This is a genomic window from Azospira sp. I13, assembly GCF_003112695.1.
GTDB lineage: Bacteria > Pseudomonadota > Gammaproteobacteria > Burkholderiales > Rhodocyclaceae > Azospira.
Window position 1 is genome coordinate 1 of record NZ_BFBP01000013.1, and the last position, 25,682, is coordinate 25,682.

Genomic DNA, 25,682 nt, shown 5'->3' on the forward strand with positions numbered 1-25,682 from the left:
GTCATTTGTCTATCTCCAGAAGTTGGGCTTTGTTCGTTTCCGGTGGCGAGAAATTCGCCCCCTTGCAGCCAATAACGCGGCCGCCGACCCAAAGGTTTGCAGGAGAAAGGTAACGCCCCGTAACGCTTTGTGATCGGCGTCGGCGGCGAGGAGCAGGCTCAGCTTTCGCTATTGCCCAGCATGTTGCGCAGGTTGGCGAAGCGGGCCTTGGTGGTGGCCTTGTCTGGCGGCTCGGTGGTCTTGCCGCCGCTGACCCGCAGGTCTTCGCCCATTTCGGCAATGAAGCGGGACGGGTCGCAGGGGAACATTTCCCGACCCTGCTTACGTCGTTCGCACCAGGAGAGGTGCAGGCTCTGCCTGGCCCGGGTGATGCCGACATACATCAGGCGCCGCTCCTCCTCGATAGTGCCGCTTTCCACCGAGCTGCTGTGGGGCAGGATGCCCTCTTCCACGCCCACCAGGAAAACGTGCTTGTACTCCAGCCCCTTCGAGGCGTGGAGGGTGGAGAGCTGCACGGCGTCGAACTCGCTGTCTTCGTTCTGCTTGTCCAGCATGTTGATGAGGGCGATGGTCTGGGTCAGGTCGATGAGGGTCTTGTCGTCCTTCTCCCCCTTGCCGGCCAGCCACTGGGTGAATTCCCGCACATTGTTCCATTTGCTTTCGGCAGCCCGGCTTTCCTCGTGGTCGTAGAGCCAGGTTTCGTAGCCGATGGCATTCAGCAGGTCGTTCAGTACCTCACCGGCCGGCTCCCGCAGGGCCCGTTGTTCCACCCGGTTGATGAACTCGCAGAACTGCAGCAGGGGTTCCAGCTGGCGGTGCGACACGCGCTGGGCGAAGCCCTCCTCGAAGGCCGCGGCGAAGAGGGAGATGTGGCGTTCCCCGGCATAGGTGCCGAGGGCCTCCAGGGTGGTACCGCCGACGCCCCGCTTGGGCGTGGTGACGGCGCGGATGAAGGCCGGGTCATCGTCCTGGTTGGCCAGCAGGCGCAGGTAGGAGATGACGTCCTTGATTTCCGACTTCTCGAAGAAGCTGGTGCCGCCGGACATGACGTAGGGCACCCGGTGGTTGCGCAGCTGGGTTTCGAAGAGGCGCGCCTGGTGGTTGGAGCGGTAGAGGATGGCATAGTCGGAGAACTTGTTGCGGCACTCGAACTTGTTGGCCAGCAGCTTCATCACCACCGATTCCGCCTCGTGCTCGTTGTCCCGGCAGACGGTGCCGCGAATCGGATCGCCGTGGCCCAGGTCGGACCACAGCTTTTTCTCGAAGAGCTTCTCGTTGTGGCCGATAACATTGTTGGCCGCCTGCAGGATGCGCACCGTGGAGCGGTAGTTCTGCTCCAGCATGATGATCTTCAGGTTCGGATAATCCCGCGGCAGGCCCCGCAGGTTTTCCACGTCGGCGCCTCGCCAGCCATAGATGGCCTGGTCGTCGTCGCCCACAGCGGTGAACATCGCCCGGGGGCCGGTGAGCAGTTTGAGCAGTTGGTACTGGCAGGCGTTGGTGTCCTGGTATTCATCCACTAGCAGGTAGCGCAGGCGGTTCTGCCACTTGTCGCGAATCTTCGGATGTTCCTGGAAGAGCTGCAGAGGCAGCAGGATCAGGTCGTCGAAATCCACCGCCTGGTAGGCCTTGAGGGTGGCGGCGTAATCCCGGTAAGCCTTGGCGGCCAGGGCCTCGATTTCGCTCGCTGCCTCGGCAGCAGCCTGGTCCGGCGACTTCATGGCGTTCTTCCAGCCGGAGACGAGCCACTGGATGTTGCGGATGGTGGCCTTGTCCACGCTGGCCGACAGGTCGGCAAAGATGCCGTAGCAGTCGGTGGAGTCGAAGATGGAGAACTTCGGCTTGTAGCCCAGGGCCTTGGCCTCTTCCCGCAGGATGCGCACCCCCAGGGAGTGGAAGGTGCAGATGGTGAGGCCCGAGGTGGAGCTGCCCTGCAGCATCTGGCCCACCCGCTCCTGCATTTCCCGCGCCGCCTTGTTGGTGAAGGTGATGGCGGCGATGTTGGCCGGGTTCATGCCGCAATCCTGGATCAGGTAGGCAATCTTCTGGGTGATCACCCGGGTCTTGCCGGAGCCGGCGCCAGCCAGGACGAGCAGGGGCCCATCCAGATAGCGGATGGCTTCGCGCTGGGGCGGATTCAGGCTGTGCAGGGGAACGGGACCGGACATGGGAGGATCAGGGGCGGAAGGTGGCGTCGCAGGCGGCGGGCTGAAAAACGAAACGCCCCGGCAGACCGGGGCGCAGGTGGGATGCGGTACGGCAGATTTTACTACTTCAGAAGGCCGCCAAACACCTTGCTGATGACCTTGCTGCCGGTGCCAATGGGGTCCTTGCGGATAGCTTTTTCCTGCTCGGCGATCATCAGGTAGAGGCCATCCAGGGCCTTGCGGGTGACGTAGTCGTCCAGGTTGGCGTCCTTGGCGTCGATCAGCTTGAACTTGGCGGCCTTGCCGGCAAACTTGTTGTACTTGTCGGCCAGCTGCACCTTGGCGGTGGCCTTCTTCACCACCGGCAGGAATTTCTGGGCCAGGGGCTCCGAGGTGGCGCGCTTGAAATACTGGGTAGCTGCGTCGTCACCGCCGGTGAGGATGCCCTGGGCATCCTTCACGCTCATGTCCTTCACCGCCTTCACCAGCAGGGGCTTGGCTTCCACCACGGCGGCCTCGGCTGCCCGGTTCATGGTTTCGATCAGCTCGTCGGCCTGCTTGCCCATGCCGAACTTGTGCATCATCTCCGCCGCGTCCTCCAGGGCGCCCGGCAGGGGAATGCGCACCTTGTCGTTGCCGAGGAAGCCGTTGGTCTGCCCCAGCTGGCTGACGGCCATTTCGGCGCCCCGGGTCAGGGCTTCCTTGAGGCCGGAGGTGGCCTCGCTGTTGCTCACCTGGGCCAGGCTCTGGCCGCTGATGACAAGGGCAGCCAAAATGCCCACAATGCAGCGTCCGCCAAGGCGATTCATCATCTTTCCGAACTCCATTCTCGACTCCTGATTGTCATGTCCCGGGGCCACAAGCTTATCCTGCTGCTCGCCGTGCTCGCAATGGGCGCGGTGATGGCCGGGTTTTTTGCCAAGCGCCAGAGCGCCCCCAGCCTGGAACTGAAGGTACTCGGCGGCCCCCAGTTCTCCCTGGGGGAATTGCGCGGCAAGGTGGTGGCGGTGCATTTCTGGGCGACTACCTGCAGTGACTGCGATCACACCCTGGCCGAGCTGGCCCGGCTGCATCGTCGGCACCAGGCCCAGGGGCTGGAAATCCTGGCCGTTGCCATGGCCTATGACCAGCCCCGCCAGGTGGCCAGCTATGCCTACGCCAACAGCTTGCCCTTCAAGGTGGTGCAGGACGACGGCAGCGTTGCCCGGGGCTTTGCCCTGGGGGGCGCCAATCCGCCCCTGACCTTCCTGATTGACCGCCAGGGGCGCATCGCCCAGCGTATTCCCGGCCGGCCCGACCCGGCCCGTTACCAGGCGGTGCTGGAAAAACTGCTGGCTGAAACGCCTTAGGATCGCCATGGAATTCCGGTTTTGGCAGCCGCTACGGCCGCGGTTGCCGCCCTGGCTGGCCCGCTATCTGGGCGACCATGCCCGCCATCCCCTCTTTCCCCTGTTCGTGGCCGGGCTCGCTTTCGCGTGCACCGTCACCTTCAGTTTTCCCTTTTCCCTCATCCTGATCAGCGCCACCCTGTTGGCGCCCCGTCGCTGGTTGGCCCTGAGCCTGTGCAGCGGCCTGGCCTCCGGGCTGGGCGCCATGGTGCTGCTGGAAGTCTTTCACCACCTGGGCTGGCAGCAGATCGCCCTGCGCTGGCCTGAACTCGTTCAGGCCGAGGCCCTGGCCCGGGTCAGCCATTGGGTGGCGGAGTGGGGTGTCTGGGCCCTGGGGGCCATCGCCGCCTCACCCCTGCCCCAGACGCCGGCGCTGGTGCTCTGCGCCCTGGCGGACCAGCCGCCGCTTGGCGTGCTGGTGGTGGTGACGGCAGCCAAGGCCGGCAAGTATGCGGTCATCGCCTGGCTCAGCCAGCGGCTTCTCAGTCGGCCCGGGCCCTAGGCCCCGCCTGGCGGCGGGGGGCGACGCAGTTTGCGGTAGAGAGTGCGTTCGCTGATGCCCAGGCGCGGGGCCAACAGGCGGACCTCCGCCCCCGGCCGGGCCATCAGCCAGGCCAGGTAGCGGGATTCCAGTTCCTCCAGCGGCACCGGGGTGTCGACACGGAAGGCCGTATCGGCTACCGCGCCGCTGCTGGCGACCGGGCTGCTGCCGCCGTCGTCGGCCACCTCGGCCAGGCGGGCGGCGCCGATCTCGTCGCCATCGCTCATCAGGGTGGCTCGCTCGATCAGGTTGCGCAGTTCCCGGATGTTGCCCTCCCAGGTTCGCTCGGCCAGCCAGGCCAGGGCGTCGGCGCTGAAATGGCGGCCTGGCCGGTGATCCACCCGTTCCAGCAGGGACAGGGCGAGGAGGGGGATGTCATCCCGCCGCTCGGCCAGGGACGGGGTGTGGATGGGGAAGGTGTTGAGCCGGTAATAGAGGTCGCGGCGGAAGCGCTCGCTGCGCACCATGGCCGCCAGATCCCGATGGGTGGCGGCTACTAGGCGGAAATCGGCGCGCAGGGTATCCACTCCGCCGACCCGGCGGTAGGTGCCGGTTTCCAGCAGGCGCAGCAACTTCACCTGCAGGCTCGGCGGCAGTTCGCCGATTTCATCGAGGAACAGGGTACCGCCGCTGGCCGATTCCACCAGGCCCAGCTTGCGGAAGGCGGCACCGGTGAAGGCGCCCTTTTCATGGCCGAACAGTTCGCTCTCGAAGAGGTTTTCCGTCAACCCGGTGCAGTCCACCGCCACAAAAGGCGCATCCCGCCGGCCGCTGGCCTCGTGCACCGCCCGCGCCACCAGTTCCTTGCCGGTGCCCGTTTCCCCCAGCAGCAGCACGGTGGCCTGGGCCGGGGCTACCCGCAGCACCTTTTCCAGCATCTGCTGGAAGGCAGCGGAGCGCCCTACCAGGCCCTGGGCCGCCGGGCGGCTGCTAGCCTGCTGCACCATGCGCAGGGTTTCGACGAAGTAGACGATGCGCCCGCTTTCGTCCCGTACCGGGGTGGTTTCCACATCCACGTGTTCCTCGCCCCGGGGCGTGTGGTGCAGGTGCAGCACACGGCGGGAGGCGCCCTCTTCCTGGGAAAGCTTGAGGGGGCAGGATTCCCCGGCCTGGTCGCAGGGCACGGTGAAGTGGTGGGAAACCTCGTAACAGCGCCGCCCGAGGATGGAGGCCGCGCCACCGCCGGGGCTGCTAGCGTATTCCCGCCGGTAAGCCTTGTTGGCGGCGACGATGCGGTAGTCCGCATCCATGACGATGCGGGGCTCGGGCAGGCCGTCGAGAAAGGAGATCAGTTCCTGGAGCTGGTTGGCTGAATAATCCATGGTGCCATCTTCTGCCAAATATGGCGCCATCGCAACAAATGTCGGACAAATATGGCAATTAACCTGGGCGGCGCGATGACCTACAGTCGCTTCCCCCTGGCTATTTCTTTGTGAAACAGCGGGTTACCTAGTTCCGTCGCGCCTGGCACGACTCTTGTAATGGAATGAGTGGAAGCTGGTCCGTCCGCCTTGTCCGCAGCCTCTCCGACACGGCACCCTCCCCTCCGGGCGATGGCGGCACGATCGGCTTCCACCCATACCTTTCCACCAGGATGCAGCAGGAGCTTCACGTGTTCATTTTCCGGCAGTTGCGGGACAGCGGCAGCGCCACCTATACCTACCTGATCGGCTCCCGGGCCAGCCACAGCGCCGTGCTGGTGGACCCGGTGGCCGACCAGTCGCCGCTCTACCTGGGGCTGCTGGCCGAACTGGAGCTGCGCCTGGCCTGCGTCATCGACACCCACCTGCACAGCGACCATCTCTCTGCTGCCCGCACCCTGGTGCGCCACACCGGCTGCGCCTACGCCGCCGGCCTGGCCAGCGGCATCGCCACCGCTACCCTGGGCCTGGCCGACGGCGATTGTCCGGCCTTTGCCGACCTGCAGTTGCAAGTACTGGCCACCCCGGGGCATACCCCGGGCTGCATCACCCTGCGCTGGGAAGACCGCCTGCTGACCGGCGATGCCCTGCTCATCGGCGGCTGCGGTGCCGCCGGCGAGCCGGGGGGCAACCCGGGCACCCACTACGACAGCGTCACCAAGAAACTGCTGCCCCTGCCTGACGAACTGCTGCTCTTCCCTGGCCATGACCGGGACGGGCGGCGGGTCAGCTGCATTGGCGAAGAGCGCCAGGGCAATCCCCTGTTCTGCGGCATCAGCCGCGACGAATTCATTGCCCAGGACCGCCAGCTGCCCCTCGGCGAGTCGGCCCGGGCACGGCTGGAAGCCAATCGCCAGGGCGGCGATGGCAGCCTGCTGCAACGGCCGGCCAGCCCGGCGGCGTCGACCCTGTCGACCACAACGAATAACTAACTAAAGCCCGAGAGGAAGTGACTCATGAGTGCCAGCGCCCCCGATAAGCCGCAGCCCGACAACGGCGATAGCGGCAGCCTTTACGAAAAGCACCGGACCATCCACACCCGCGCCGTCAGCGGCCGTTTCGCCAACTGGCGGATTTTCCTGGTGCTGTTCACCCAGCTGATTTTCTACGGCACCCCCTGGCTGATGTGGAATGACCGCCAGGCCGTGCTCTTCCACCTGGTGGAGCGCAAGTTCTACATCTTCGGCCTGGTGCTGTGGCCCCAGGACGTCTTCTACCTGGCCATCCTGCTCATCATCTCGGCCTACGGCCTGTTCCTGGTGACGGCCGTGGCTGGACGCCTGTTCTGCGGCTATGCCTGCCCCCAGACGGTCTATACCGAACTGTTCGTGTGGATAGAGCACTGGGTCGAGGGTGACCGGCCGGCCCGCATCAAGCTGGACAAGAGCCCCTTGAATGCCCGCAAACTGCGCATCAAGGTCACCAAGCATGCCCTCTGGCTGGTGCTCTCCCTGTTCACCGGCTTCACCCTGGTGGGCTATTTCACGCCCATGAGCGAACTGCTGGCAGAAGTGCATAGTTTTGCCTTCGGCCCCTGGGAAACCTTCTGGATCTTCTTCTACGGTGGCTTCACCTACCTGATGGCCGGCTACATGCGCGAACAGGTGTGCAAGTACATGTGCCCCTACGCCCGCTTCCAGAGCGTCATGTTCGACCCGGATACCCTGATCATCACCTACGATCCGGAGCGCGGCGAATCCCGCGGCACCCGCAAGAAGGGCGCCGACTACAAGGCCCAGGGTCTGGGGGATTGCGTGGACTGCGGCATCTGCGTGCAGGTCTGCCCCACTGGCATCGACATCCGCGATGGCCTGCAATACGAGTGCATCGGCTGTTCTGCCTGTATCGACGGTTGCGACGAGGTGATGGACAAGATGAACTATCCCCGGGGCCTGATCCGTTATTCGACGGAAAACGCCATGGCCCAGCACCTGAGCAAGAAGGAAATCCTCGGCCACGTGGTGCGGCCCCGCATCCTGCTGTACACGGCCATCCTGGCGGCCATCACCCTGGCCACCGCCTGGTTCATCGCCCATCGCATCCCCCTCAAGGTGGACGTCATCCGCGACCGCGGCGCCCTGGCCCGGGAGACGGACATGGGCTTGATCGAGAACACCTTCACCCTGCGCTTCATGAACACCGACGAGCAGCCCCATCGCTACCGCATCAAAGTGACCGGCCTGGAAGGCATGACCGTCGCCGGGGCTGCCGAAGTGGAAGTGCCGGCCGCCACCACCACCTCCCTCACCACCTCCCTGCAGGCGCCGCCCGATGCCGGCAAGAAGGGCTCCAACCCGATCATGTTCGAGATTGAAGCGGAGGATGGCAGCGACATCCGCATCCACGAAAAAGCCGTATTCATGCTTCCCTGAAAGCCTCTTCCCGAGGCTTCCTCTTGCCGGGTCCGGCCGCCGCCGGGTCCGGCTTTTTTTTGCCCAGCGATCCCGCAACCCCCACGACCCCTGCGCCCCGGACTGTACCGTTGCCTGTGGCGGTCATGTCGGGGCTGCTGCTGCCCCTTCATGGGGGCTTGCCGTCGTTCAGGGGCGGCTGGATGAAACGGGAGGATGGCAGCCCGCTTGCCGGCTGCTCCGTCAAATAAACCTATTTTTCTTAGGGTTTTCCCGCGGGGCGCTGCATTTCGCGGAATAAGTCATGGCTAAGGTCGATGCTGGCGGCGTATGTTGCGGCTTCCAGTCACCGGACCGCGGGCCTCACGAGGGTCCCGGCCACCAGAGGGAGCGCCACCATGCGACACCAGCTGTTTTCGGCCATTCTGGCCAGCCTGTTTTGCCTCGCCGCCACGGCCGCCGACAACACTTCCGCCTCCGCCGCACGGGCATTCTGCGACAGCGGCAAGCTGGCCCGGGGGGCCGAGATCGCCGTCTTTCGCGGCTGCCTGGGCTGCCATACGGTGGATAGCAAGCGCATCGGCCCTTCCTACCAGGAAATCGCCAAGAAATACCCCCACACACCCGAGGTGGTGGCCCAGCTGGCACGCAAGATCAAGGAGGGAGGCAAGGGCAACTGGGGCGAACTAAGCATGCCGGCCAATGCGGTGAGCGAGCAGGAAGCCCAGACCCTGGCCGAATGGGTACTTTCCCTCGACGAGCCGCCGGCCCGTTACTCCAGCAACGCCCAATAAGCCCTTTCCCTGGGCCGCCCTGCGGCTGTTGCCCATCGGCGGCACCCGGGCTCACCGGGCTCCCGGGGCTGCCGCTCGCAGCGGGCCAGGGCGCCGGTTCAGCCCGGACTTTCCCATAGGCGGGGCTCGCCCCGCGTCAGGTTTTCCAGGGTCGCCAGGGCTTCGGTCATGGCGAAATCGTCGATCTGCCTGCCCAGCCCGCCATCGTCGCGGCCCAGGGCAAGGATCAGGGCGGGGGCCAGTTCCCGGTAAGTGGTGGCGGCCATCAGGTCGTCTTCGGCCAGTTGCTGGCGCAAGCAGCCCAACTGTTGGCGCAGGGCCGGCCAATTGACAGTGGCCGGTGGAGCCGGGGGCTGGGCCAGGATGTCGGCCATGGCCTGGCCAAATATCTTCAGCGCCTGATCCAGCTCCAGTTGCCGGGCGGCCACGGTTTCCACCGAGGGGCCGGCCAGGGCGCTTTCCAGGGCGGCGGCTTCGCTCTGGATGCGCACCAGGCCGAGGGTGCCGGCCAGGCCCTTGAGGGTGTGGGCCAGGCGCTTGGCCGTGACGGCATCGCCCTGGGCCAGGGCGGCGGCGATCCTGTCGCCATCGCTGCCGTGGTCCTGCAGAAAGCGGCCGAGAAATTCCACCAGGCGTTGCTGGCGGTCCCGCACCAGGCGCAGGGCGCGGCCGATATCCAGGCCGGGCAAGGCGGCCAGCCGGCGGGCCAGTTGCGGGTCTGCTGCCGGCAACTGGGGGGCCGTGGCCAGCGGCGGCATATCCTCTGCGGGCAGTACCGGGGAGGGCAGCCATTGCAGCAGGGTGCTGTAGAGCTGGTCCGGGTCCACCGGCTTGGCGACATGGTCGCTCATGCCGGCGGCGAGGCAGTTGGCCCGGTCTTCGCTGAAGGCATTGGCGGTCATGGCCAGGATCGGCGTCCGGGCGTGGGCCGGCAGGCTACGGATCTGCCGTGTCGCCTCCAGTCCGTCGAGGAAGGGCATCTGCATGTCCATGAGGATTAGGGCATAGGTCTTGGCCCGGGCCATGTTCACGGCTTCCTGGCCGTTTTCCGCCAGGTCCACGTCGAGGCCCACATGCCGCAGCAGTTCCAGGGCCACTTCCTGGTTGAGGGGGTTGTCCTCGGCCAGCAGGATGGGCTGGTTACGATGCCGGGCCAGGCGCTTTTCCATGGCCAGCAGCGGGTTGTTCGCCGGTGAAACGGGTGGGCCGAAAGTGCGCTCCAGGGCCGCCAGGACACCGGCCGGCGTCACCGGCTTGGGCACGAAGGCAGCGAAGTCGGCGCTGGCCAGCTGCTCCTGGGGGAAATCCCGGAAGACGCTGACCAGCAGCAGCTGGGGCTGGCTGCCGAGGGCGAGGCGGCGCAGGCGGCGGCCTACTTCCAGCCCATCCCAGTCGGGCATGACCCAGTCCAGCAGCACCAGTTGGTAGGGGTCGCCGAGCTGGTCCGCCGCTTCCACCGCGGCCAGGGCGGCGGGGCCGGAGGCGGCGGTGTCGGCCCGGGCGCCGAGGGCGGTGAGGGTATGGGCCAGGGCTTCCCGGGCATCTGGACTGTCATCCACCGCCAGGGCCCGCAGGTTGGCAGGCAGGCTGCGGGGCGCTTCCAGGTGGTCGTGGGCGGCCACTTGGCCGAAGGGTGCTTCGATCCAGAACGTGCTGCCCTGGCCGGGCTGGCTGACGACTCCCACCGTGCCGCCCATCATCTCGGCGAGGCGGCGGGAAATGGCCAGGCCCAGGCCGGTGCCGCCGTACTGGCGGGTGGTGGAGACATCGGCCTGGCTGAAGGCCTGGAAGAGGCGCCCCTGCTGCGCTTGGCTGAGGCCGATGCCGCTGTCGCTAACTTCCAGGCGGATGCGCAGGTGGGCCCCCTCCCGCTCGCAAACCTTGCCGCGAATGACGACGCAGCCCCGTTCGGTGAATTTCACCGCATTGCCGGCGAAGTTGAGCAGCACCTGGCCCAGGCGCAGGCCGTCGCCCCGCAGGGCCGGCGGCAGGTCGGCGATGTCAACCACCATCTCCAGCCCCTTGGCTTCGGCCTTTTCCGCCACCAGGGCGCAGACGTTGTTCACCACCCGGTCCACCTCGAAGTCCGCCACCTCCAGGACCATCTTGCCGGCCTCGATCTTCGAGAAGTCGAGAATGTCGTTGATGATGTTAAGCAGGTGGTGGGCGGCGGTGGTGACCTTTTCCAGTTGCAGGCGCTGCCGCTCGTTGTCGGCATCGCGATGCAGCAGATGGGCGAGGCCGATGATGGCATTCATCGGGGTGCGAATCTCATGGCTCATGTTGGCCAGGAAGGCGCTCTTGGAACGGTTGGCGGCCTCGGCGGCTTCCTTGGCGGTGGCCAGTTCGGCGGTACGCTCGGCCACCAGCCCCTCCAGCTCGTTCTGGTAGCGCAGCAGGGCCCGCTCGCTGGCCTTGCGGCCGGTGATGTCGGTCCACATGGAGGATAGGTAATCCCGCTCGTTGAGGCGGATGACCTGGATGGTGATCCAGAAATCCCGGACGCTGCCATCCTTGTGCCGACGCTGGTTTTCGAAGGCTGCCTGGCGCTGCTGGATGATCTCTTCCAGCAGCGCATCCACCTCCTCCCGGGTCTTGCTGGCCTGCAGGGTGTACAGGTCGAGCCGGGCGAATTCCTCCCGGTCATAGCCCAGGCCGAGGCAGGCGGCATCGTTGAATTCGGCGAAACGCTTGGTTTCCGTGTCCACCAGGACTATGCCAATGGCCGCCTGGTTGACGATGGAGTGGAAAATCTCTTCCCGTCGCTTGAGGGTTTCCAGGGCCTCCTTGAGAGCGGTCACGTCCCGGGCCACGCCGAGGATGCCGATGACCTGGCCGTCGCGCCCATATACCGGAGTCTTGATGGTTTCCACCAATTCCCGGTGGCCGTCGCTGGCGAAGGTCAGCCACTCTTCGTTCTGCACCGCCTTACCGGCAGCCACTGCCCGGTGGTCATTGGCGCGGAAGAAATCAGCTTCTTCCCGGCTGACGAAGTCGTAATCGGTGCGGCCGATGATGCCGACCGCCGGGAGACCGAAGAAGGTTTCGAAGCGGGCGTTGCAGGCCAGGTAGACGCCATCCTTGTCCTTCAGCCAGACCAGGTCGGGAATGGCCTGGAACAGGGCGCTGAGCAACTGCCGTTCGGCCTCCAGGTCCTCCTGCATGTGGCGCCGGGCAGCCAGGGCGTCGCGGAAGGCCAGCACCGCCCGTGCGATGTCGTTGAGCAGGCTGCCCGGCAGGCGGGCCAGATATTCCACCTCCTTCAAGTCCGGCGTCTTTTCCCCTTCGGCGGACAGGCGGCGCAGGGACTCCAGCACGGTCGTCAGATGCCGGGTCATGAAATAGGTGATGAAGAACCACAGCAGCACCATCAGGGTGGCGCCCAGGGTGCCGATCACCAGGGAGCGCTGCACGTAGTCTTCCATCTTCTGGCCATTCTCTGCCAGTTGCTGACGGGCCTGCCGGGTGAGCTGGCGATTGATGCGCTGGGCGTGCTCGGCAAAGGCCAGATAGTTTTCGGCCGCCTGATTGACGTGGCGATCGGCGGTGGCGCGCTGGCCGCCCATGCTGTCGATGGCGAGCAGACTGAACTTCCGATAATCCCGGAAATGCTGGGTAGCCTCCTGCAGTTCCCCTCGAATGGCGGGGCTGAGGCCGGGGATGGTTGCCAGGCGGTTGAGCAGGGCTTCCATGTCGGCCAGTTGCTGCGTCACCTTGTTCCGAGCCTCCTGCACGGCGTTGGGAGGCAATGCCGCAGATCCGGGTCGAAATGCCGGCCACGGCCCTCACGGATGATGGCCACCGCCTGCTCCATGGCAAAGGCCGGCTTGTAGTGGCGGCGGCAGGTCAGGGCATCGAAGACGTCGGCCAGGGCCATGAGGCGGGCCGGTACGGGAATGTCGTCCCCTGCCAAGCCCTGGGGGTAGCCGGAGCCATCCCATTTTTCATGGTGGCAGTGGGCGATCTGCCGGGCCACTTCGAGAAAGGCCAGGGGCCCGTCGAGGCGCCCGTGGTCGCTCGGGTTGTCCCACACCCGCTGGATGGCGTCGTCGATGGCGGTGGCGCCGATGTGGCTGTGCTGCTTCATGATCTCGAACTCTTCCGGGGTGAGCTTGCCCGGCTTGAGCAGGATGTGGTCGGGAATGCCCACCTTGCCGATATCGTGAAGGGGCGCCGCCTTGGCGATGGCTGGACGCTGTCGGGGTGTCAGGGCATGGGTGAAGCGGGGGTGCGTGTGCAGCGCCTCCATCAGGGCCTCCACATAGGCCTGGGTGCGATGCAGGTGGTTGCCGGTTTCCGAATCCCGCTTTTCCGCCAGCAGGGCCAGGGCATTCAGGCTGATATCCTTGATCAGCTCGTTTTCCCGCAGGCGCCGCAGCACCTCCTGTTCCAGGTAGCCGTTCTGGTTGCGCAGCCAGTTGCGGGCCTGGGCCAGTTCCAGCTGGGTACGGACCCGGGCCAGGAGGATAGCCAGACGGATGGGTTTGGTGATGTAATCCACCGCCCCGAGGGACAGGCCGTATTCTTCGTCCTCGTCGCCGTCCATGGCGGTGACGAAAATCACCGGAATGTCCCGGGTGGCCGGATCGCTGCGCAATTCGACGAGCACTGCGTAGCCGTCCATCTCCGGCATCATCACGTCGAGCAGGACGAGGTCCGGGCGAGGCTCGCTGCGCGCCACCCGTAGTGCCCGCTCACCGCTATTGGCCACCCGCACCCGGAAGTAGGGTTGCAGCAGTTCGCCGATGACCGTCAGGTTTTCCTTGGTGTCATCGACCACCAGAATGGTCTTCTTTTCCCCGGTTGCGGGAGGGAGGGGGGAGTCGTGTTCGCCCATGGCGCCGCGCTTCTCGGGAGGATTTGTGTTTGACTGGGCCCAGTATGCCCGGAAAAATACCCCACCACACCCGGGGAAAAGCCCGGGTTTTGGCAGCAAAACCCCCAGTTAAAGGCCTGCCGACGGAAATTTTTGGCGTTCCGCGAGCATTGACCCCATTAAAGTAGCCTGAGAAAACCACCTGAGAACGATTATGGGCAAAGCAATACGGGCATGGCGATGGTTGCTGCCGCTGCTGGCATTGCTGCTGGTGGTGGATGCCCAGCTGTGGTCCATGGTCCAGCGCAACCGGGAGCAGGCCCTGCAACAGGCCCGGGAAGTGCTGCGCACCGCCAGCCAGGTGGTGCTGGGGCGGGCCGAGCAGACCTTCAATATCTACGAGCGCACGCTGACCGGCATCGGCGAAGTCATCGGCTCCCGGGAGGGCCTGCGGCCCACGCCAGACCTGGATCTCCACCGCCTGCTGGTGCGCCGCCACGCCATCACCGCCGGTCTGCACCTGCTTTTCCTGGTGCGGGACGACGGTTCCCTGGCCGAGATTTCCACCGAGTTCCCCGCTCCCCGGCTCAACGTCAGCAACCGGGAATACTTCCAGGCCTCCCACGATAACTGGGATGGCGGCCTGCACATCAGCCCGGCCATCCTCTCCCGGGTGGACGACTACCCCATCATTCCCATCAGTCACCGCCTGAGCAGCGATGGCGAGCGCTTCCTCGGCGTGGCCGCCGCCGGCATCGATCCCGAAGCCTTGCAGCACCTCATTTCCGAGCAAACCCTGCCGCCCGGCTTCCGCCTCACCCTGCTGCTGCGCAGTGGTGAGGCCCTGGCCTGCCTGCCCCGCCAGTCCGACTGCCTGGCCCAGCGCTGGCAGGCCAGCCCCCTGGTGCAGACCCTGCTGCCGGCGGCCCCCGAAGGCCAGGGTGACGGCCTGCGCCTGCTCGACGAAAGTCCGGGCCTGGCCGCCTATGACAGCTCCGACCGCTATCCCCTGGTGGTGGCTGCCAGTGCCGACCTGCCGGCGGTGCTGGTGCCTTGGCAGCACAGCCTGGCGGAATACCTGCTGCTGGGGCTGGGCAGCAACCTGGCCCTGGCCGGCATCACCTTCTACGCCTGGCGCCAGGCCCAGCGTCGCCGCCAGGCCCTGGCCGAACTGGCCGAGGCCAACCTGCGCCTCGAAGAGCGGGTGGCCCGTCGCACCGAAGCCCTCACCCGCAGCGAAACCCGGGCCCGTTTGTTCATGAACACAGCCATGGACGCGGTGGTGGTGATCGACGACGAGAGTTGCATCGTCGAGTTCAACAATGCCGCCGCCGCGATGTTCGGCTACACCACCGAGGAAGTCCTGGGCCAGAGCCTCAACCTGCTCATGCCCGAGGCGGAAGCCGCCCGCCATGGTCCCCGGGTGCAGGCCGCCGGTACCGGCGACGCGAGCCGCCTGGCCGCCAGGAGTCTGGAAGTGATGGCGCGGCACAAGGATGGGCGGGAGTTCCCCGTCGAAGTCACCGTGGGCAGCGCCCAGATCGGCGAACGGCGATTGCACGTCGGCATCATCCGCGACATCGGCGAACGCAAGCGGGTGGAGCAGGAGCTGCAGCGCCTGGCCACCACCGACGGCCTGACCGGCACCCTCAACCGCCGCGCCTTCACCGGCGAGGCGGAGCGGCTGGCCGCCCTGGCCCTGCGCCATCGGCGTCCCCTGACCCTGCTGCTGCTGGATGCGGACAAGTTCAAGAACATCAACGACAGCTACGGCCATCCGGTGGGGGATCGGGTACTGCAGGCCCTGGCCCGCTGCCTGGCCGCTCAGCTGCGCACCTCCGACGTGCTGGGGCGCCTGGGGGGCGAGGAATTCGGCATCGTCCTGCCCGAGACCGGGCCGGAGGGGGCACTGGAGGTGGGGGAGCGCCTGCTGGCGGCAGTGCGCCAATGCCGGGTGCTGGTGGGCGAGGGCGATCTCGGCTTTACCGTCAGCATCGGCGCCACCTGCCTCGGTCAGGAGTCCGGTGCGAGCCTGGACCAGGCCTTCCGTCTGGCCGATGAGGCCCTCTACGCCGCCAAGGCCCGGGGCCGCAACTGCGTCGTCCTGAAGGTGCCGGAGGTGGCGGTGTGAGTGGCGCTACCCGCCGGGCGGCGGACTACCTGGCCGGCTACCCCGCCGAACTGGCGGAGCGGGTGCAGCACCTGATCGACCAGGGCCGTCTCGGCCCCTGGCTGCGGGAACGCTACCCGGAGGCCCATGAGGTGCGCACCGACCGGGCCCTCTACGATTACGTGCTGGCCCTCAAGGCCCGCCATCTGCGCCAGGCGGAAACTCCCAGCAAGGTGGCCTTCGACAGCAAGCTGCAGGATCTGCGCAATGCCCTGGGCACCCATACCACGGTGGCCCGGGTGCAAGGCGGCCGGCTCAAGGCGAAACGGGAAATCCGCATCGCCGCCCTGTTTCGGGACGCGCCGGAAGCCTTCCTGCGCATGATCGTCGCCCACGAACTGGCCCATCTCAAGGAACGGGAACACGACAAGGCCTTCTACCAGCTCTGCCGGCATCTGGCGCCGGATTACCACCAGCTGGAATTCGATCTGCGGGCTTACCTTTGCTACCTGGAAGCGGGGGGCAGCCCCCTATGGGGCGGCGGCAGGGAAGACGTCGCGGACTAAGCGCTGGCTGGGGAAGAGGGATGGTGGGGGTGGTGGGGCCGCTGCCCTGTTGGCTCCTGAAGGAGCCGGGTCGAAGCGGTGCCTGCTGCGGGACCCGGAAACGGGCCCGGCAGCGCATTGGGCCGGGGGCTGGAAAGCAAACTTTTGCAGCGGACTTGAAAGCGCGGACGCAAGCACGGCCCCGCCGCGCCACGGCTGGGGCCGTCGGCCGCTCAGCGGCGGGGGCGGCTCTTCGGCATCGGCCGGCGCTGGCGCAGCCCGGGGCGGCGCTGCTCTTCGGCGGGCTTCGGCTTGGGCATCAGCAGGTTGCGCCCGGCGCCCTGGCCGGCCTGGCGATGGGCCTGGATGGCGGCCTTGATCTCGTCGGCGCTGACGGCCAGGGCGTCCGGCGCGGTACCGCTGGCGGCATGGGTGGAGAGGTTGTCCTTCACGCGGAAGAGCTTTTCCTCCGTTTCCCCCTTCTTCGGCAGGTCGCTGACCATGGCTTCCGCCGCCGGGCTCAACTGATAGCCTTCCGCTGCGGCGAGGATCAGGCCCTGGGCGGAGAGGCGGGCAAAAGCCTCGCTCAGCTTGGCTTCACCGGGGATGTTGCCCTGCAGGAAGTCGATGGCCGCCATGATCTCGACCAGGTCTGCCGGCCGGCGTTTGGCGGCCATGCCGGTAGCGAGGATGAGGAGGGCGTCGACGTCGTGGATTTTGCTCATGGGGAAACCTTTGTGCGGGGGCGTGGTGCAAGGGGCGCAGCGGGTGATGCCCCGGGAAAGGGGTGCATTCTAAGGCCTAGCCGGGTCGGCAGGCGGAATTTCGCCGCTCGGCAGGCGGATTTCGAAGGTCGTCCAGCCTCCGGCGCAATGCACCGCCACCTCGCCGCCGTGGGCCCGGGCGATGGAGCGGGTGATGGCCAGGCCCAGGCCGGCGCCTTCCCCCAGATGCTGGCGGGCCGGGTCGGCGCGGTAGAAGCGGTCGAAGAGGCGCGGCAGGTGCTCCGCGCCAATGGCCGGGCCGGTGTTGGCTACCCGCAGCACGGCGGCGGGGGGTGTTTGGCCCGTTGCTCCCTCCCCTTCCAGCGCCACCGTCAGGGTGATCTCGCCACCCGCCGGCGTGTGGCGCACGGCGTTGGAGAGCAGGTTGCCCAGGGCCCGGCGCAGCATCAGGCGGTCTCCCCATACCGTCGCCGCGCCCCGGGCGGCGAGGCGGATTTCCTTCTCCTCCGCCAGGGCCTCGTAGAACTCCAGCAGGCTGGCGGCCTCCGCCGCCAGGTCCACCGGCTCCTGGCGGGGAATGATCAGCTCGTTGTCGGCCTTGGCCAGGAAGAGCATGTCGGCAATGCTGCGGGAGAGGCGCTCGAACTCCTCCGCGTTGGAGGCCAGCACCTCCTGGTATTCCGCCGCCGTGCGGGGGCGGGCCAGGGTCACCTGGGTCTGGGTGAGCAGGTTGCTCACCGGGGTGCGCAGTTCGTGGGCCAGGTCCGAGGAAAATTCTGAGAGGCGGCGGAAGGAGTCTTCCAGGCGTTCCAGCATGGCGTTGAGGGTGGCCGCCAGGGCCGCCACTTCCGTCGGCAGGGCCGCCACCGGCAGGCGCCGGTCCAGATGCCGGGCGGTGATGTCCGCCGTGTCCCGACCGATGGCCTGCAAGGGCGCCAGGCCGCGGCGGGCGGCCAGCCAGCCGAGCAGGCCGCTGGCCAGGGCGGCGAGGCCGACGATGCGCCACAGGGCGGCGCGGAAGTCGTGCATGAAATGTTCGTGGTGACTGAGATCGGCGGAAACGGCCACCCGCCAGGCCATGCCGTCCGGCAAGGCGGTGGCGGCGCGGCCGGCGATGCTGCGGAACTGGCGCCCGTCGTCGGCCTGCCAGCGCCGGGGCGGCGCGCTGCCGCTGGCCGGGGCCGCCTCGTCGCCATCCAGGTCCGCTGGAAAGGCAGCGCCGGGGGTGGCGTAACGCTGTTGGCCTGCGCCGTCCCACACCGCCAGTGCCAGCCCCTGGTGGCCCACCATGGCTTCGTCCAGGCGGGCCGGCAGACGGGCCAGGTCGGCCTCGTTGCGGCTGTCGGCCAGCACGTGGCGGGCCAGGGCCAGCTTGCTTTCCAGCAGGGCCATGTCCAGCTCCTCGAAGTGGCGCGCCACCAGCTGGCCCACCACCAGCCCCAGGAGCAGCAGCACGCCGCTGGAGACGGCAGCGAACAGCAGGGTCAGGCGCCAGGTGAGGGAGCGGCCCCGGCCCTGGCTCACGGCGCCTCCTCGAGCACGTAGCCCATGCCCCGCACGGTGCGGATCAGCTTGGGCTCGAAGCCGTCGTCCACCTTGGCCCGCAGGCGGCGCACCGCCACTTCGATGACGTTGGTGTCGCTGTCGAAATTCATGTCCCAGACCTGGGAGGCAATGAGGGAGCGGGGCAGCACTTCGCCCTGGCGGCGCAGCAGCAGTTCCAGCAGGGAAAATTCCTTGGCCGTCAGGTCGATCTTCTGGCCGCCCCGGCTGACCCGGCGGCGCAGCAGGTCCAGCTCCAGGTCGGCGGCCCGCAGCACGTCCGCCTCCTTGGCCTTGCCGCCCCGCCGCAGCAGGGTGCGGATGCGGGCCAGCAATTCGGAGAAGGCGAAGGGCTTGACCAGGTAATCGTCTGCCCCCAACTCCAGGCCCTTGACCCGGTCGTCCACCGCGTCCCGGGCAGTGAGGAAGAGCACCGGCAGGTCGCGGCCAGCCCGGCGAATGCCCTGCAATACCTGCCAGCCGTCGATGCCCGGCAGCATCACGTCGAGCACCGCCAGATCGTAGGCCTCGCTGAGGGCCAGATGCAGGCCGTCCAGGCCGTTGCGTGCCAGGTCCACGACGAAGCCGGCCTCGGCCAGGCCCTGCTTCAGGTAATCCCCGGTCTTCGGCTCGTCTTCCACCACCAGGATTTTCATCGTTCTTCCCTTCGTTCCACGGCCGCCATTGTGCGCCGGCAGGCCCCGCCGGCCTTGAAGATTACAGAAATGTAATGTTCCGGTCAGCCTGGCGTAGGGCGCCAGCCGCCACACTGGCGACCATTCCGGCTCAATGCCTTCATTTGCCTTCCTTCCTGTTGCGGAGTCCTTCATGTTCAAGCGCGCCCAGCCTTCCCGCTTTTCTGCCGCCCTGTGTCTCGTTCTTGGTCTGGCGGCTGCGCCGCTGTGGGCAGCCGACCATGCCCATCACGGCCAGCACGGTGCGGCGCCGGCCAGCCAGTCCGCCGCCTCCGTCCTCAGCGACGGCGTGCTGAAGAAAGCCGACAAGGCCAGCGGCAAGCTCACCGTGGCCCACGGCCCCCTGCCCAACGGTATGCCGGCCATGACCATGGCCTTCCCGGTGAAGGAGGCCGCCTGGCTGCGCCAGTTTCAGCCGGGCCAGAAAATCCGCTTTGCCGTGGACGACGTGGCCGGGGTGATGACCCTGGTGCGTATCGAAGCCGCCAAGTAAGCCTGCCCCCCGCATTTCCACCGCTCCCACTTTTCTGATTGCCGCGGAGGCGCTGCCATGAATACGCCCCTATTTTTGCGTCCCCTGCACTTGCGGACCCTGTCCCTGTGCCCCCCAGCCTGGGCTGTCCTGGCCGCTGCCCTGGCTGGTGGTGGCCTGGCCGTTGCGGCGGAGCCGCCGCCCGGGGCCGATGTGGAGAGCCTGCTGGCCCTGGCCCGGGAGAAAAATCCGGAGGTAGCCGTGCTGCGCTATGAAGCCGAGGCGGCGGCGGAGCGCGTCACCCCCGCCGGCGCCCTGCCCGATCCGCGGCTGCGCACCGAGCTGCGGGACATCACCCGCATGGGCGAGCAGAATGCCACCCTGGCGCCCAACCGGGTCGGCAGCACCCGCTATCTGGTGATGCAGGACGTGCCCTGGTTCGGCAAGCGGGACCTGAAGCGGGAAGTGGCCGAGCTGGAGGCCGAGGGCGCCAAGGGCCGGGCCTTTGGCGCCTGGCGCGAGGTGGAGGCGAAGATCAAGACGGCCTACGCCCAGCGCTATTTCCTCGCCGAGAACGAGCGCCTGGCCCGGGAGAACCTGGATCTGCTGGTGCGCCTGGAAAAGGTCGCCCAGGTGCGCTACGCCGGCGGCCTGGCGCCCCAGCAGGACGTCATCCGCGCCCAGGTGGAACAGACCGGCCTGCGTAACGAGCTGATTGCGGTGGACACGGAACAGCACCACCTGCAGACCCGCCTCAACGCCCTCCTCGGCCGCCCCGCCATGGCGCCCCTGGCCCTGCCGGAGCGCCTGCGCGCCCTGCCGGCGCCGGCCCGCCTCGACCACGCCGCCCTGGAAGACCGGGCCCGGGCCCACAACCCCATGCTCAATGCCGAGGGCTCCCGCATCAAGGCAGCGGAGAAAAGCCGGGAGCTGGCCTACAAGAACCGCTACCCGGATTTCACCTTCGGCGTTTCCCCCATCCAGTACCAGAATGCGGTGAAGGAATGGGAGCTGATGGTGGAACTCAACATTCCCCTGCAGCAGGCCAGTCGCCGCGCCCAGGAACGGGAAGCGGACGCCATGCTGGCCGCCGCCCGGGCCCGGGGCGAGGCCACCGCCAACCAGATCCTGGCCGAGCTGGCGGAAAACGTCGCCGGCCTGGAGGCGGCCCGCCGCAGCGAAGGGCTGGCTGCCGAGAGCCTGCTGCCCCAGGCCGAGCTGACCTTCCGCTCCGCCCTGGCCGGCTACGAAAACGGCAAGGTGGATTTCGCCACCCTGCTCGATGCCCAGCGGCAGATCCGCCAGGCCCGCCTCAACCAGATTCGCGCCCGGGCCGAAGGCCAGGTCCGCCTTGCCGAAATCGAAAAAATCCTCGGAGAAGCCCCATGAGTTCCCGTCCGTCCGCCGCCCGGCTGCTGCCCGTCATTGCAGTCGCGGCCATCGCCGCCGGCGCCGGCTACTGGGCCGGCCAGCGCACCCCGGGCGCTCCCGCCGGCAGTGCCACGCCGGCACCTGCCGGCCAGGCCCGCCAGGTGCTCTATTACCGCAACCCCATGGGCCTGCCCGACACATCCCCAGTACCGAAGAAGGACCCCATGGGCATGGACTACATCCCCGTCTATGCCGGGGAGGAGCCGGCCGCGGAGGGCGCCGCCGGCAGCCTGCGCATCTCCCCCGAGAAGGTGCAGAAGCTGGGGGTGCGCAGCGAGGCCGCCCGCCTGGAAAACCTGGGCGGCACGGTGCGGGCCGCCGGCCGCATCGAGGCCAACGAAGGCCGCAGCTATGCCATCGCCCCCAAGTTCGAGGGCTATGTGGAACGACTGCACGTGAATGCCACCGGCCAGGCCGTGGCCAAGGGCCAGCCCCTGTTCGAGGTGTACAGCCCGGAGCTGGTCTCGGCCCAGCGGGAATACGCCATCGCCGCCCAGGGGGTGGATGCCTTGAAGAGCGCCGGCGGCGAAGCCCAGGCCGGTATGCAGCAGCTGGCCGAGGCCAGCCTGGCCCGCCTGCGCAACTGGGATGTGCCGGAAGCCCAGGTCAAGGCTCTGGCCAAGTCCGGCGCCGCCCGCCGCAGCCTCACCTTCCATTCCCCGGTGAGCGGCGTGGTGACCGAGAAGAAGGCGGTGCAGGGTATGCGCTTTGGCCCGGGCGAAGCCCTTTACCAGATCGCCGATCTCTCCTCCGTCTGGGTCATGGCCGACGTCTTCGAGCAGGACATCCGCCGGGTGAAAGTCGGCAGCCCGGCCCAGGTGACGGTGGATGCCTACCCGGAAGAACCATTCACCGGCAAGGTGGCTTACGTCTACCCCACCCTGCGGCCCGAAACCCGCAGCGTGCAGGTGCGCATCGAGCTGGCCAACCCCAGGCTGCTGCTCAAGCCCGGCATGTTCGCCCAGGTGACCCTCGAGGAGCCTCATGGGGCGGGCGCCGTGGTCACCGTGCCCAATTCTGCCGTCATCGACAGCGGCCGCCGCCGCATTGTCCTGGTGCAGATTGGCGAGGGCCGCTTCGAGCCCCGGGAAGTGCAGCTGGGCCGCCGTAGCGACGAGCGGGTGCAGGTCCTGGCAGGGGTCAAGGAAGGCGAGCCGGTCGTGGTGGCCGCCAACTTCCTCATCGACGCCGAGAGCAACCTCAAGGCCGCCCTGGGCGCCATGACGGCGGCCGATGCCGGCAGCGCCGCCCGCCCGGGCAGCAAAGCCGCGGCCGGCGTGGGCCACCAGGCCGACGGCAAGGTGGAAGAGGTGGATGCCCAGTCCGGCAGCGTCAGCATCAGCCACGGCCCGGTGGCCAGTCTCAAGTGGCCCGCCATGACCATGGAGTTCAAGGCGGCCAACAGCGCCCTGCTGCAACAGCTGAAGCCCGGGGTCGTGGTGCGCTTCGAATTCGTCGAACGGGGCCAGGGGGAATGGGTCATCACCGCCGTCACGCCACAGGCAACGTCCCCGGCTGCCGCCGTGGCCGACCATAGCGCCCACGGCAAGCACTAGGCGCGGGGAGACGACATGCTGGGCAAGCTCATCGACTGGTCGGGCCGCAACCGTTTCCTGGTGCTGCTGGCCACCCTCTTCCTGATCATCGGCGGCATCGTCGCGGTGGTGAAGACGCCCCTGGACGCCCTGCCGGACCTCTCCGACGTGCAGGTCATCGTCTACACCGAGGCCCCGGGGCAGGCGCCCCAGGTGGTGGAGGACCAGGTCACCTACCCGCTGACCACGGCCATGCTGTCGGTGCCGAAATCCAAGGTGGTGCGGGGCTTCTCTTTCTTCGGCGCCTCCTTCGTCTATGTGATTTTCGAGGACGGCACCGACATCTACTGGGCCCGCTCCCGGGTGCTGGAATACCTCAACGCCGCCGCCGGCCGCATGCCCGCCGGGGTGACGCCCCAGCTGGGGCCTGACGCCACCGGCGTGGGCTGGGTGTACCAGTACGCCGTGCTGGCCAAGGACAAGACCCTGGCCGAACTGCGCACCCTGCAGGACTGGTACCTGCGCTACCAGCTGACCAAGGCCCACGGCGTCGCCGAGGTGGCCTCCATCGGCGGCTTCGTGCAGACCTATCAGGTGACGGTGGACCCGGTGAAGCTGCGGGCCTACGGCATCCCCCTGAGCAAGGTCTCCCAGGCGGTGCGGGATTCCAACCGGGACGTGGGCGGCCGGGTGGTGGAAATGGCCGAGACCGAATACATGGTGCGGGGCCGGGGCTACCTGCGGGGCGCCGCCGACATCGAGAACCTGGTGGTGAAGGCCGACAAGGGCACGCCGGTGCTGATCCGTGACGTGGCGCGGGTGGAGCTGGTGCCCGACGAGCGCCGGGGCGTCGCCGAACTCAACGGCGAGGGAGAGGTGGTCTCCGGCATCGCCATGGCCCGCTACGGCCAGAATGCCCTGGAGGTGATCCACAACCTCAAGGAGAAAATCGCCGAAGTCTCTTCCGGCCTGCCCGAAGGGGTGAGCATCGAAGCGGTGTACGACCGTTCGGACCTCATTCACCGCGCCATCGACACCTTGAAGCGTACCCTGGCGGAGGAAAGCCTGATCGTCGCCCTGGTCTGCGTCGTCTTCCTCATGCACGTGCGCAGCGCCCTGGTGGCCATCGTCATGCTGCCGGTGGGGGTGCTGATGGCTTTCATCGCCATGCGCCTCCTGGGCATGAACTCCAACCTGATGAGCCTGGGGGGCATCGCCATTGCCATCGGCGCCATGGTGGATGCGGCCATCGTCATGATCGAAAACGCCCACAAGCATCTGGAACGCCTGGGCGAAGGCGCCAGCCTCGGCGAACGCAGCGAGGCCATGCTGGCCGCCTGCCGCGAGGTGGGGCCGGCCCTGTTCTTCTCCCTGCTCATCATCACCGTCTCCTTCCTCCCGGTGTTCACCCTGGAGGCCCAGGAGGGGCGCCTGTTCTCGCCCCTGGCCTACACCAAGACCTTCGCCATGGCCGGCGCCGCCCTGCTCTCGGTGACCCTGGTGCCGGTGCTGATGCTGCTCTTCATCCGCGGCCGCATCCTGCCGGAGGCCCAGAACCCGGTGAACCGCTTCCTCATCCGCATTTATCGGCCGGTCATCGCCGGGGTCATGGGCTGGAAGAAGGCCACCATCGGCGCCGCCCTGCTGACCCTGCTGGTCTCCCTCTACCCGGCCAGCCGCCTGGGGTCGGAATTCATGCCCACCTTGAACGAGGGCACCCTCTTCTACATGCCCGCCTCCCTGCCCGGCATGTCCATCACCAAGGCAGCGGAGCTGCTGCAGACCCAGAACAAGATCATCAAGAGTTTCCCCGAAGTAGCCTCGGTGTACGGCAAGGCCGGCCGCGCCAACACCGCCACCGATCCGGCACCCACCGAGATGTTCGAGACGGTCATCAACCTCAAGCCCGAGTCGGAATGGCGCGACGGCATGAACATCGACAAGCTCATCGCCGAACTGGACCAGGCCCTGCAGTTCCCCGGCATTTCCAATGCCTGGACCATGCCCATCAAGGCCCGCATCGACATGCTGTCCACCGGCATCCGCACCCCCATCGGCATCAAGGTCTTCGGCAAGGACCTGAACGAGATGGAAAAGCTGGCCCGGGAGATCGAGGCGGTGGTGAAGAGCGTGCCCGGCACCACCTCGGCCTTCGCCGAACGCATTACCGGCGGCTACTACCTCAACATCGAGCCCCGGCGCGAGCAGCTGGCCCGCTACGGCCTCTCGGTGGGCGAGTTGCAGGAGGTCATCGGCACCGCCCTGGGGGGCGAGGCGGTGACTACCACGGTGGAAGGGCGGGAGCGCTTCAACGTCACGGTGCGCTACCCCCGGGAACTGCGCAGCGACCCCCAGCAGATCGCCCGGGAAGTGCTGGTGCCGACGCCGGAGGGCGCCATGGTGCCCCTGGGCCAGCTGGCCCGGGTGGAGATCGCCCAGGGCGCCCCGGGCATCCGCACCGAGAACGCCCTGCTCTCCGCCTACATTTTCGTGGACATCCGGGAGCGGGACATCGGCAGCTATGTGGCCGAGGCCCGCCAGGCGGTGAACGAGAAAGTGAAATTTCCCCCCGGCTACTACGCCACCTGGAGCGGCCAGTTCGAATCCATGGAGCGGGCCGTGGCCAAGATGAAGCTGGTGGTGCCCTTCACCCTGCTGATCATTTTCCTGCTGCTCTACCTCAACTTCCGCCGCCTTACCGAGACCCTCATCGTCATGCTCTCGGTGCCCTTCGCCCTGGTGGGCGGGGTGTGGCTGATGTGGCTGCTGGGCTACCACCTGTCGGTGGCGGTGGCCGTGGGCTTCATCGCCCTGGCCGGGGTGGCGGCGGAAACCGGGGTGGTCATGCTGATCTACCTGGACCATGCCTGGGAAGCCCTGAAAACCCAACGCCAGAGCGAAGGCCGTACGCCGAGCGTGGCCGACCTCTACGCCGCCATCATGGAAGGGGCGGTGGAACGGGTGCGGCCGAAGATGATGACCGTGGTGGCCATCATGGCCGGCCTGCTGCCCATCCTGTGGAGCCAGGGCGCCGGTTCGGAAGTGATGAGCCGCATCGCGGCGCCCATGGTGGGGGGCATGATCTCCTCCACCGTCCTCACTCTGGCGGTGATCCCCGCCCTCTACGCCCTGGTCAAGGAATGGCGCCTGGCCCGGGGCCTCGAATGAT

General features: G+C 67.3%; 19 protein-coding genes. 11 read left to right on the plus strand and 8 right to left on the minus strand.

Annotation, left to right across the window (positions count from 1 at the left end):
* Positions 1–158: 158 nt before the first annotated feature.
* On the minus strand, positions 159–2,168 hold the full coding sequence (locus tag AZSI13_RS12850) for a UvrD-helicase domain-containing protein (RefSeq protein WP_109041577.1): 2,010 nt from the start codon (positions 2,166–2,168) through the stop codon (positions 159–161).
* Positions 2,169–2,269: 101 nt separating this feature from the next.
* Positions 2,270–2,959, minus strand: a complete 690-nt coding sequence (locus AZSI13_RS12855) for a DUF4197 domain-containing protein (protein ID WP_235609771.1) — start codon at positions 2,957–2,959, stop codon at positions 2,270–2,272.
* A gap of 33 nt (positions 2,960–2,992) precedes the next feature.
* Between AZSI13_RS12855 and AZSI13_RS12860 the strand changes: the two genes are divergently transcribed.
* Positions 2,993–3,496, plus strand: coding sequence for a TlpA disulfide reductase family protein (locus tag AZSI13_RS12860; RefSeq protein ID WP_109041579.1), 504 nt, complete (start codon positions 2,993–2,995; stop codon positions 3,494–3,496).
* Between the two features lie 7 nt (positions 3,497–3,503).
* Positions 3,504–4,037, plus strand: coding sequence for a YqaA family protein (locus tag AZSI13_RS12865; RefSeq protein WP_109041580.1), 534 nt, complete (start codon positions 3,504–3,506; stop codon positions 4,035–4,037).
* On the opposite strand, the gene AZSI13_RS12870 is transcribed toward AZSI13_RS12865, so the two are convergent.
* Complete coding sequence (locus AZSI13_RS12870) at positions 4,034–5,398, minus strand: sigma-54-dependent Fis family transcriptional regulator (protein ID WP_109041581.1); 1,365 nt, start codon at positions 5,396–5,398, stop codon at positions 4,034–4,036. The genes AZSI13_RS12865 and AZSI13_RS12870 overlap by 4 nt on opposite strands.
* A gap of 290 nt (positions 5,399–5,688) precedes the next feature.
* Here AZSI13_RS12870 and AZSI13_RS12875 point away from each other — a divergent pair, with 290 nt between their 5' ends.
* From AZSI13_RS12875 to AZSI13_RS12885, 3 genes are all read left to right on the plus strand, one after another.
* The gene (locus AZSI13_RS12875; RefSeq protein ID WP_165833515.1) at positions 5,689–6,429 is read left to right on the plus strand and encodes an MBL fold metallo-hydrolase; all 741 of its coding nucleotides are present in this window, start codon (positions 5,689–5,691) and stop codon (positions 6,427–6,429) included.
* Positions 6,430–6,453: 24 nt separating this feature from the next.
* Entirely contained in the window at positions 6,454–7,869 is a 1,416-nt protein-coding gene (ccoG, locus tag AZSI13_RS12880) for a cytochrome c oxidase accessory protein CcoG (RefSeq protein ID WP_109041583.1), read from the plus strand.
* A 377-nt stretch (positions 7,870–8,246) separates the two neighbouring features.
* A complete protein-coding gene (locus AZSI13_RS12885) occupies positions 8,247–8,642 on the plus strand; it encodes a c-type cytochrome (RefSeq protein ID WP_109041584.1) in 396 nt (131 codons plus the stop codon).
* Positions 8,643–8,740: 98 nt separating this feature from the next.
* Here AZSI13_RS12885 and AZSI13_RS12890 read toward each other — a convergent pair whose 3' ends face one another.
* Positions 8,741–12,391: a response regulator gene (locus tag AZSI13_RS12890; protein WP_109041585.1), complete on the minus strand. Its 3,651-nt coding sequence runs from the start codon at positions 12,389–12,391 to the stop codon at positions 8,741–8,743.
* Positions 12,352–13,479, minus strand: a complete 1,128-nt coding sequence (locus AZSI13_RS12895) for a two-component system response regulator (RefSeq protein ID WP_109041586.1) — start codon at positions 13,477–13,479, stop codon at positions 12,352–12,354. Before AZSI13_RS12895 ends, AZSI13_RS12890 begins: the two co-directional genes overlap by 40 nt.
* 223 nt (positions 13,480–13,702) lie before the next feature.
* Here AZSI13_RS12895 and AZSI13_RS12900 point away from each other — a divergent pair, with 223 nt between their 5' ends.
* Positions 13,703–15,589 carry a diguanylate cyclase gene (locus AZSI13_RS12900; protein WP_201262385.1) on the plus strand — a complete coding sequence of 629 codons (1,887 nt, stop codon included), beginning with the start codon at positions 13,703–13,705 and terminating at the stop codon, positions 15,587–15,589.
* Positions 15,586–16,134: a M48 family metallopeptidase gene (locus AZSI13_RS12905; protein ID WP_109041588.1), complete on the plus strand. Its 549-nt coding sequence runs from the start codon at positions 15,586–15,588 to the stop codon at positions 16,132–16,134. Before AZSI13_RS12900 ends, AZSI13_RS12905 begins: the two co-directional genes overlap by 4 nt.
* Positions 16,135–16,346: 212 nt before the next feature.
* On the opposite strand, the gene AZSI13_RS12910 is transcribed toward AZSI13_RS12905, so the two are convergent.
* From AZSI13_RS12910 to AZSI13_RS12920, 3 genes are all read right to left on the minus strand, one after another.
* Complete coding sequence (locus tag AZSI13_RS12910; protein WP_109041589.1) at positions 16,347–16,838, minus strand: hypothetical protein; 492 nt, start codon at positions 16,836–16,838, stop codon at positions 16,347–16,349.
* Between the two features lie 69 nt (positions 16,839–16,907).
* A complete protein-coding gene (locus AZSI13_RS12915) occupies positions 16,908–18,362 on the minus strand; it encodes a heavy metal sensor histidine kinase (protein WP_109041590.1) in 1,455 nt (484 codons plus the stop codon).
* Entirely contained in the window at positions 18,359–19,036 is a 678-nt protein-coding gene (locus AZSI13_RS12920; protein WP_109041591.1) for a heavy metal response regulator transcription factor, read from the minus strand. The genes AZSI13_RS12915 and AZSI13_RS12920 overlap by 4 nt, the downstream gene beginning before the upstream one ends.
* Before the next feature lie 172 nt (positions 19,037–19,208).
* Between AZSI13_RS12920 and AZSI13_RS12925 the strand changes: the two genes are divergently transcribed.
* From AZSI13_RS12925 to AZSI13_RS12940, 4 genes are read left to right on the plus strand one after another with little or no spacing between them, the layout of a single operon-like run.
* On the plus strand, positions 19,209–19,568 hold the full coding sequence (locus tag AZSI13_RS12925) for a copper-binding protein (RefSeq protein WP_109041592.1): 360 nt from the start codon (positions 19,209–19,211) through the stop codon (positions 19,566–19,568).
* 57 nt (positions 19,569–19,625) lie between these two features.
* On the plus strand, positions 19,626–20,936 hold the full coding sequence (locus AZSI13_RS12930) for a TolC family protein (RefSeq protein ID WP_109041593.1): 1,311 nt from the start codon (positions 19,626–19,628) through the stop codon (positions 20,934–20,936).
* Positions 20,933–22,534 carry an efflux RND transporter periplasmic adaptor subunit gene (locus AZSI13_RS12935; protein ID WP_109041594.1) on the plus strand — a complete coding sequence of 534 codons (1,602 nt, stop codon included), beginning with the start codon at positions 20,933–20,935 and terminating at the stop codon, positions 22,532–22,534. The genes AZSI13_RS12930 and AZSI13_RS12935 overlap by 4 nt, the downstream gene beginning before the upstream one ends.
* 15 nt (positions 22,535–22,549) lie before the next feature.
* Positions 22,550–25,681 carry an efflux RND transporter permease subunit gene (locus AZSI13_RS12940; RefSeq protein WP_109041595.1) on the plus strand — a complete coding sequence of 1,044 codons (3,132 nt, stop codon included), beginning with the start codon at positions 22,550–22,552 and terminating at the stop codon, positions 25,679–25,681.
* The last annotated feature ends 1 nt before the right edge of the window (position 25,682 follow it).

Coding starts and splice junctions, on each gene's coding strand:
- AZSI13_RS12855 (WP_235609771.1), bottom strand. CDS start 2,959: ATGATGAATCGCCTTGGCGGACGCTGCATTGTGGGCATTTTGGCTGCC.
- AZSI13_RS12860 (WP_109041579.1), top strand. CDS start 2,993: ATGTCCCGGGGCCACAAGCTTATCCTGCTGCTCGCCGTGCTCGCAATG.
- AZSI13_RS12870 (WP_109041581.1), bottom strand. CDS start 5,398: ATGGATTATTCAGCCAACCAGCTCCAGGAACTGATCTCCTTTCTCGAC.
- AZSI13_RS12930 (WP_109041593.1), top strand. CDS start 19,626: ATGAATACGCCCCTATTTTTGCGTCCCCTGCACTTGCGGACCCTGTCC.
- AZSI13_RS12895 (WP_109041586.1), bottom strand. CDS start 13,479: ATGGGCGAACACGACTCCCCCCTCCCTCCCGCAACCGGGGAAAAGAAG.
- AZSI13_RS12935 (WP_109041594.1), top strand. CDS start 20,933: ATGAGTTCCCGTCCGTCCGCCGCCCGGCTGCTGCCCGTCATTGCAGTC.
- AZSI13_RS12940 (WP_109041595.1), top strand. CDS start 22,550: ATGCTGGGCAAGCTCATCGACTGGTCGGGCCGCAACCGTTTCCTGGTG.
- ccoG (WP_109041583.1), top strand. CDS start 6,454: ATGAGTGCCAGCGCCCCCGATAAGCCGCAGCCCGACAACGGCGATAGC.
- AZSI13_RS12910 (WP_109041589.1), bottom strand. CDS start 16,838: ATGAGCAAAATCCACGACGTCGACGCCCTCCTCATCCTCGCTACCGGC.
- AZSI13_RS12925 (WP_109041592.1), top strand. CDS start 19,209: ATGTTCAAGCGCGCCCAGCCTTCCCGCTTTTCTGCCGCCCTGTGTCTC.
- AZSI13_RS12885 (WP_109041584.1), top strand. CDS start 8,247: ATGCGACACCAGCTGTTTTCGGCCATTCTGGCCAGCCTGTTTTGCCTC.
- AZSI13_RS12850 (WP_109041577.1), bottom strand. CDS start 2,168: ATGTCCGGTCCCGTTCCCCTGCACAGCCTGAATCCGCCCCAGCGCGAA.
- AZSI13_RS12865 (WP_109041580.1), top strand. CDS start 3,504: ATGGAATTCCGGTTTTGGCAGCCGCTACGGCCGCGGTTGCCGCCCTGG.
- AZSI13_RS12920 (WP_109041591.1), bottom strand. CDS start 19,036: ATGAAAATCCTGGTGGTGGAAGACGAGCCGAAGACCGGGGATTACCTG.